The organism is Lysinibacillus sp. NPDC093692 (assembly GCF_050280125.1).
Classification (GTDB): domain Bacteria; phylum Bacillota; class Bacilli; order Bacillales_A; family Planococcaceae; genus Lysinibacillus.
In genome coordinates, this window is sequence record NZ_JBNNUW010000005.1 from 243,654 (window position 1) to 251,346 (window position 7,693).

6 protein-coding genes and 1 pseudogene are annotated in these 7,693 nt (G+C 36.0%); 3 read left to right on the forward strand and 4 right to left on the reverse strand.

Annotation, left to right across the window (positions count from 1 at the left end; genetic code table 11):
• The first annotated feature begins 450 nt into the window (after positions 1–450).
• Both pckA and ACQKN4_RS08155 read left to right on the forward strand, forming a co-directional pair.
• Positions 451–2,037, forward strand: coding sequence for a phosphoenolpyruvate carboxykinase (ATP) (pckA, locus tag ACQKN4_RS08150; protein WP_079561676.1), 1,587 nt, complete (start codon positions 451–453; stop codon positions 2,035–2,037).
• 319 nt (positions 2,038–2,356) lie between these two features.
• Complete coding sequence (locus ACQKN4_RS08155) at positions 2,357–3,313, forward strand: alpha/beta hydrolase (protein WP_079561677.1); 957 nt, start codon at positions 2,357–2,359, stop codon at positions 3,311–3,313.
• 185 nt (positions 3,314–3,498) lie between these two features.
• Here the strand turns inward: ACQKN4_RS08155 and ACQKN4_RS08160 are convergent.
• From ACQKN4_RS08160 to ACQKN4_RS08175, 4 genes and pseudogenes are all read right to left on the reverse strand, one after another.
• A pseudogene (locus ACQKN4_RS08160) lies at positions 3,499–4,452 on the reverse strand (MBL fold metallo-hydrolase).
• A 116-nt stretch (positions 4,453–4,568) separates the two neighbouring features.
• A complete protein-coding gene (locus ACQKN4_RS08165) occupies positions 4,569–5,345 on the reverse strand; it encodes an alpha/beta hydrolase family protein (RefSeq protein ID WP_427483262.1) in 777 nt (258 codons plus the stop codon).
• Complete coding sequence (locus tag ACQKN4_RS08170) at positions 5,329–5,793, reverse strand: NUDIX domain-containing protein (RefSeq protein WP_427483252.1); 465 nt, start codon at positions 5,791–5,793, stop codon at positions 5,329–5,331. The genes ACQKN4_RS08165 and ACQKN4_RS08170 overlap by 17 nt, the downstream gene beginning before the upstream one ends.
• A gap of 33 nt (positions 5,794–5,826) precedes the next feature.
• On the reverse strand, positions 5,827–6,387 hold the full coding sequence (locus ACQKN4_RS08175; RefSeq protein WP_079561680.1) for a helix-turn-helix domain-containing protein: 561 nt from the start codon (positions 6,385–6,387) through the stop codon (positions 5,827–5,829).
• Positions 6,388–6,670: 283 nt separating this feature from the next.
• Between ACQKN4_RS08175 and ACQKN4_RS08180 the strand changes: the two genes are divergently transcribed.
• Positions 6,671–7,606 carry an L-lactate permease gene (locus ACQKN4_RS08180; protein WP_427483254.1) on the forward strand — a complete coding sequence of 312 codons (936 nt, stop codon included), beginning with the start codon at positions 6,671–6,673 and terminating at the stop codon, positions 7,604–7,606.
• Positions 7,607–7,693: the final 87 nt, after the last annotated feature.

A 7,693-nucleotide genomic window follows, 5' to 3' on the forward strand; every position in this document is an offset into this window, starting at 1 on the left:
AAATAATCCCTACTCTCCACCTCACATCATGTGTTAACATATGTGTAACCCTTTACAGCACATTTTGTAGTGAAAGCAAAGCGTCAGCTACGGAACATGTGGTGGATGAAAATGATTGTAGCCCCTTTTCAATCGAAGACAAGCTCCAACTAATAAAAAACAAGCTAAAACTTCACATCCTGTGCGAACCTCATATAAGCCAAAAGCTTCTAGAACACAATTTTGCTGTGTCGAAAGTGATTGACTGATCACTTATAATAAATAGGGTAAAAAGCATTATCAAAACGAATCAATTTACTTTTTGTCGTTTTCTTGAAAAGTAATAAAATCTGAAAAATAATTTCTGAATTAGTATAGATTATTTAAGCAATTGTGTTATACTATTTTTGAAATTAAGAAAATCTCCCTCAGACTCAAGGGAATACTATAAAAAAGGATGGTATTTAATCGATGAATTCAGTAGAAATTGCAAACGAACTGAAGGAATTATTAAGCGGCGGTAACATTAATGTTCAACTTTCAGTACCACAATTAGCTGAAAAAGCTACTTCTCGTGGTGAAGCTATGTTAACAGTAGATGGCGCAGTTCGTGCAGAAACTGGCAAATACACTGGTCGTTCACCTAAAGATAAATATACGGTAGAAGAAGAGAGCACAAAAGATAAAATTGACTGGGGAAAAGTTAACCGACCAATTTCTTCTGAAGTGTTCGATAACTTATATGTAAAAGTAGTAAAATATTTAAAAGAACGTGACGAATTATTCGTATTCAAAGGCTTTGCTGGTGCTGACAAAGATTCTCAATTAAGCATCCAAGTAATCAATGAATATGCTTGGCACAATCTGTTCGCTCATCAATTATTTATCCGTCCAACTAAAGAGGAATTAGCTTCTCATGTTGCTGACTTCACAGTTATCTCAGCTCCTAATTTCAAAGCAGACCCTGCCGTTGATGGCACTGCTTCTGAAACATTCATCATTGTATCACTTGAAAAGAAAATCATCCTAATCGGTGGTACTGAATACGCTGGTGAAATCAAAAAGTCTATTTTCGGTATTATGAACTACTTATTACCACAACAAGGCATCCTTTCAATGCACTGCTCAGCAAACGTTGGTGAAGCTGGTGATGTTGCATTATTCTTCGGTTTATCTGGTACTGGTAAAACTACTTTATCAGCAGATCCTGACCGTAAGCTTATCGGTGACGATGAACACGGATGGTCTGATAACGGTGTATTCAACATTGAGGGCGGTTGCTACGCAAAAACAATTAACCTTTCTGCTGAAAAAGAACCAGAAATCTACAACGCAATCCGCTTCGGATCTGTTTTAGAAAACGTAGCTGTTGATCCAGAAACTCGTGTTTGTGACTATGATGACGGTTCATTAACAGAAAATACACGTGTAGCTTATCCAATTCAATACATTGAAAATATTGTTGATCCATCTGTTGCTGGTCACCCAAAAACAATCATCTTCTTAACAGCTGATGCATTTGGCGTATTACCTCCAATCAGTAAATTAACAAAAGAGCAAGCAATGTACCACTTCCTAAGCGGTTTCACATCTAAACTTGCTGGTACAGAACGTGGTGTAACAGAGCCAGAACCAGTATTCTCTACTTGCTTCGGTTCTCCATTCCTTCCACTTCCAGCAACAGTTTATGCTGAAATGTTAGGTCAAAAAATTGACGAGCACGGTGCACAAGTATTCTTAGTGAACACTGGTTGGACTGGTGGCGAATATGGTACTGGTAGCCGTATGAAGCTTTCTTACACTCGTACAATGGTGCGCGCTGCAATTGATGGTAAATTAACTGATGTTGAAACAATTCAAGATTCAGTATTCGGTTTAAACATCCCAACTACTATTGAGGGTGTACCAACTGAAGTGCTTAATCCTCGTGATGCATGGGCAGACAAAGCTGCTTATGATAAAAAAGCTGCTGAACTTGCTGGTTTATTCAACGACAACTTCAAGAAATTCTCAAATGTTTCTGAAGCTATCACAAACCTTGGTGGTCCATTAAAATAATTTACTAAGCAAAGGGAACGATTTCAGTCGTTCCCTTTTTTTATTGTTGAAAGAGGAAATTTTTGTGAAAATGAGGGAGATTTCCATACTAAGCTACTCGCTATCCTATGTATCTAGCCACTTCCTCTACTTTGTTTTTTGCTGCCGCTTCGATTTCGCATTCAAAACAGTAGCGTTTTAAATTAATAGTAGTTCGACAACATACAAAGGGAACGATTCAAGTCATCCCCTTTTTTATTTTCCCCTATTTTAGAAAAGTCCACTTTTCATATTGTCAACTTTGTGTATAATTCATAATAGAAGTTTTAGGGGGAAATATATGAAAAGAAAGTATAAAGTAATTATTATCATTGTCAGTCTTCTATTAGTATTGTTTGTTGGTGCTGGATTTTTTGCAGGGAATTATTTTTATAATCTCGCTTTAAATCCTAATACAGATAAATCAGCTGTGCTTGATGCTCCGCACAATTCAATCGCTGTTAATCCTAAGGAAGCTAAAGAAAAAGAAGAGAGCGAAAAGTGGTTTAAAGAGAATTACCAGGATTCTTATGTAAAGTCTTTTGATCATTTGAAATTACATGCCTATACGCTTAAAAATACAAACGAAACAAATAAATGGGCAATTGTTTTCCATGGATATTCATCTGATGGCTCACAAATGTCAAAGTATGCTAAGCATTTTTATGATTCAGGCTACAATGTTCTCATACCCGATGCAAGAGCTCATGGAAAAAGCGAGGGTGACTATATTGGGATGGGCTGGCACGATCGACTTGATGTAGTCTCTTGGATTAATAATGTTACCAATTCGGATAAAAACGCTGAAATTATTTTGTATGGTATTTCCATGGGAGGTGCTACAGTGATGATGGCCTCAGGAGAAGATCTCCCTAACAATGTTAAGGCTATAATTGAGGATTGTGGTTATTCCTCAGTTTGGGATGAATTCTCTTACCAATTGCAAGAAATCTTTCATTTACCGGCCTTTCCTATAATGCACTTCTCTTCAATTGTTACGAAAGTAAGAGCTAACTATACGCTTGGTGAAGCTAATACTGTTGAGCAAGTTGCCAAATCGAAAACACCGATGCTATTTATTCATGGAAGTAATGATACATTTGTGCCATCTGATATGCTAAATGAAGTATATGAAGCTGCCAATGTACCGAAGGAAAAAATGATAGTTGAGGGTGCTGGACATGGCGGTGCAGAAAGCGTCGCTGGTGATTCGTACTGGGAAACTATTAATAACTTTTTAGAAAAATACGCAGAGTAAATATCCTTTTATCAACCGTTCAGGTGCCTGTTAAAAAGCACCTGAACGGTTTTTTAAGTCGGCTCGGGCACTTCTTCGATCTACCTAAGCAATTTTCACTAAAAAAACTCCATATTACAAAAGGTAATCAAAATGGAGTTAATTCTCTAAATCCAGTATGCAATTTTCCTTTATTATTCTAAATATCAAAAATAAATGCTTTCAAAACCTTGAAGTATTTGGAAATCTATTTTATCCGCTTTTGTCCTTTGAATTATAAAATCTAATCCTTTTTTTGTGTTATCTGCAAATTTAGGCATTGCTTCTAGAGCATCTGTTAATGGTTTATTAAAGTTGTCCCAATGTATTGGAATAATAAGTTTCGGCTGTATTTCCCGGACAGTTTGCTCATAATACATATTTTGAAAATCTTGATCCTGAGCTCCTAATACTCCGATTCCTAAAAATAATACATCAGCTTGAATGCCATCCAATGCCCCTTCTATATAGTTAGCACTTGGTTTTACAAAAAATGTTTTATGATGATGCGTAATCAAGAAATCGTATGAAGAATCTTCATGCTAATCTAGAGCTTTCGCTGGTTGTTTAAGTGGCTCTTTTATTTTTTCTCCTTCGTCAAAGGTTGGCGAATGTTTTGATTGTAGGACTGTGACAGTAAAATCACCAAACTGCATAGCCTTATTTACTTCGTATACAGACATTTGTGTCGTGTTTATACCATTACCAAGTCCTATATTAATTGCTGATTCCGAGCCATATACATGCGTTCCAGTTTGTTTAGCGATATAAGCTAAATCTAATGCATGATCATAATGTGTATGAGCTACAAACAATCCCTGAAGTTTATTATGATCAACCCCTATTTTACGAAAGACTTCATTTACAATATTTGTATCTGTTTTCACATTGCTAAAAGGCAATATTTTCAATAAGGGCGGCCTAGAAATAAAACCATCAATCATTAATTGTGTGTCGCCATCATCAAATAACAAAGATGATGTTCCTAAAAATGTGACCTTTACCTCCCCTTCGTTTAATGTTTTTTGCGATGTATTCGAAGGATAATATTCCTTGTATTGCTGAATGTCTGCTGAAGGTATTAAAAACTTATAATAAATAAAAGCTGAAGCGATTATCATCAATACTAATCCTACAATAATAATCTTGCGTCTTTTACTTTTTATGTAATTCAAAAAATAGCCTCCTCTCTAGACAAACTTGAAATATTAAACTGAAGGAAGACAACTTGAATATCTTATTGTCGTTTCATCCATTCACAAAGAGCATGTACTGTCTCGCGATTTTTGGCAGGTGGATATTGATGCGCGTAGCGATGATCATACCATGTCTCATATGTTTTATTGGCATCTTTTAAATAAAATTCTAACTGTCTAGCATGTTCAATATCTACATTTTCATCACGATAGCCATGAATAATAAGGACGGGAGCTGTCATATGCTCTACCTCAAAAAGTGGTGTTCGGGCATCATAAGCCTCTGGTACACGATTAGGCGTCCCTCCAATAACACGCTTCATCATCCGGCGCATATCTGTTCGCTCCCAATATGTAGCTGTTGCATCAGATACTCCTGCCCATGTTACAACAGATGTAATATCTCTACGTAAGATTGCAGTCCAAAGTGCCATAATACCGCCACGTGAAAAACCAAAGACATGAATATTATCATTACAGAACTGCTTTAGTACGTCTACTGCGTATACAGCGTCATAACGATCAGCTCCTGCAAACTCATCTCGACCTTCTCCACCTCGATTGCCACGGTAATATGGGGCAAAAACGATAAAGCCTCGTGCTGCAAACTGAGCGACACGAGAAGGTCTAACCATACCAATACTTTGCATACCTCCACGTAAATATAAAAAGCCATCATATGTACCTTCTGCCTTAGGTTCCGCTAATAATCCCTTCACACGTAGACCCTGTGACATATACGTGATTTCCGTTAAACGAATTGCTGAATTAGGTGAAGGATAAGGACGTTTTTCAACAATCTTACCATTGGTCATAATGTTTCAACTCCTCCAGCATTTTCTCCATTCCTTCATCCTTCATATGAAAACTTAAATTTGGATGATTAGTAAATTCTTCATCTGTTAGCCAAGTCATTCCGGAAGTTTCTAAATCAAAATCAATGTCCTCCTGCCCCACAAACTGTGCAGTAAAGACCGTTTTACAAAATAAATTGTCATCATGAACGGCATATTCAGCAAACCATCTAAGATTTTTCACATGAACACCAGTTTCCTCGAATACTTCCCTAACCGCTGCCTGCTCCAATGTTTCCCCAGGTTCTTGCTTTCCACCTGGAACCTCTACACCACGGCGTTTATGAATCGTACACAACCACTTATTTTCATGCTTTAATAAAACCAGTACATGCTTAGGCTCAATGTCCAATTCGCCTCTTATAAAACTTAAATCCACTCGTAAACCATTTAAATCTGTAAATGAGAACATGCTCTTCTGCTCCTTTTTTATATCCCTAAAGCCTTATTTCATAAACTGAGTTGAATCTATTACTAAAAAATAATGACATTCTTTGGCAGATAAATTAATAAATCTATGCTCTGTATCGGCCTCAAAAAAGAATGAATCCCCCTCGTGTAATTCTTCAATAAAAGTACCGTTGCCTAATTCGACTCGTAAAGCTCCCTGTTTAATAAAAACGAATTCCTTCACCCCTGATTTATGGGCAGGAAATACCCCAGATTCTTTATTTGCAGGAATTATATTCAAAATAAATTCAATCCCTCTAGAGGGGAACGATGGGGATAATAAATGACGCTGGAATCCCGTTTTTTCGTCTATATAAACTGGTCGTTCATCTTTTCTTATGACAATAATATCCCTTTTCTCTTGCTGTTCTAATAACGCGGATAGAGTAGTATTTAAAGCCTCAGCAATTTGACAGGCAACTTGTATGGTTGGGTTTTTTTCTTCTCGTTCTATTTGAGATAACATAGATGCACTTACCTTACTAACTGAGGAAAGGTCCTGCAATGTCATATTCCTTTTCTTTCTAATGATATTTACTTGCTTTCCAAATCCCACTTGCTCACGCTCCTTTTCACTATCCTATTGGATAAATTTTTATTTTAATTCATCACCAAAAGTTTGAAATGACTATTTACAATGTATATAAGTTGATCTCCGTTCCAACTGAATACCCCAGAAATCAATTCAACGTAATGATAACGAGCCTTTATTTTTACTATAGTGTAATTACGTAGCTACAATCAACAAATAAAATCCCTTAAATTCAACTTCTTTATTTACACTATAGAATAAATTTTATATACTATAGTGTAAATAAGTGTCATTAGGAGTGATTTTCATGTTAAAGGTCATGTTTGCTCTTTTACCGCTAGTTAGTATTTTATTTATGCTTTTCGTTCTGAAGAAATCCTCTATTTTCACAGGTAGTGTAGCAGTACTTATTACAACAGCCATTGCAATTTCTCCTCTTTTTCACACTAGTATAAAAATATTACCTACTCCGTTTGCTAAAAGCTTTCTTACCACATCACTTGTAGCCTATATTTTGTTTTTTGGTATCCTTTTATTTCATTTTATGGAGCAAGCAGGCGCTATAGAGAAAATAGCCTCTTCTATTTCTACTTCAACTAATGATCGCATCTATCAAGTTTTGATTCTTGCTTTAGGGCTATCTCCTTTAATAGAGTCTATTAGCGGTTTTGGTTTAGCTGTTATTGTAATAGCTCCAATTTTAATAGCATTAGGTTTTCACCCTATTCAATCAGCTCTTATCGCACTAATAAGTCTTTGTATCATTCCATGGGGCACTTTAGCAATGGGAACAATTATCGGTTCAACATTAGCAGATATTCCTTTAACTTCTTTAGGAATCGTGAGCGCATCTATGTGTATCCCTATTTATATTTATTTCGCTTTTTTAGTTACTTTCATAGGTGCGGGCAAGGAAGCTGTAAAAGAAAAATCTTCAAGTGTTCTCTTCACTGGATTGCTATTAGGTGCCTCTGTCTGGTTCTGTAATTGGTTTATTAGTGTAGAACTTGCTGGTTTATTTGGATCATTAACAGTCATTGCTGCAACCTTCTTTACCATTAAACGGAAGAATGAAGAATCTTTTTCTAAAAGTCAAAAAAATTTATTTAAAAATCTTTCACCTTACTTACTACTTATTACATTGTTATTCACATCAAGAATGCTACTTCCACTAAAAAAAATTTTGTTAACTTGGACAATAACGATCGAAAAATTTAATTTTCAATTCTCCCCACTGAACTGAACCCTATAAAGTAGACAGTTTAATAAAAGACCATTTGCTACATTAAACAGCGATTAAATGACTTCGGTATGCTGCCGGAGTCATTTT

Bases quoted from the DNA above. Each gene is read 5' to 3' on its own strand.
- pckA (WP_079561676.1), top strand. From the start codon at position 451: ATGAATTCAGTAGAAATTGCAAACGAACTGAAGGAATTATTAAGCGGC.
- ACQKN4_RS08155 (WP_079561677.1), top strand. From the start codon at position 2,357: ATGAAAAGAAAGTATAAAGTAATTATTATCATTGTCAGTCTTCTATTA.
- ACQKN4_RS08170 (WP_427483252.1), bottom strand. From the start codon at position 5,793: ATGTTCTCATTTACAGATTTAAATGGTTTACGAGTGGATTTAAGTTTT.
- ACQKN4_RS08180 (WP_427483254.1), top strand. From the start codon at position 6,671: ATGTTAAAGGTCATGTTTGCTCTTTTACCGCTAGTTAGTATTTTATTT.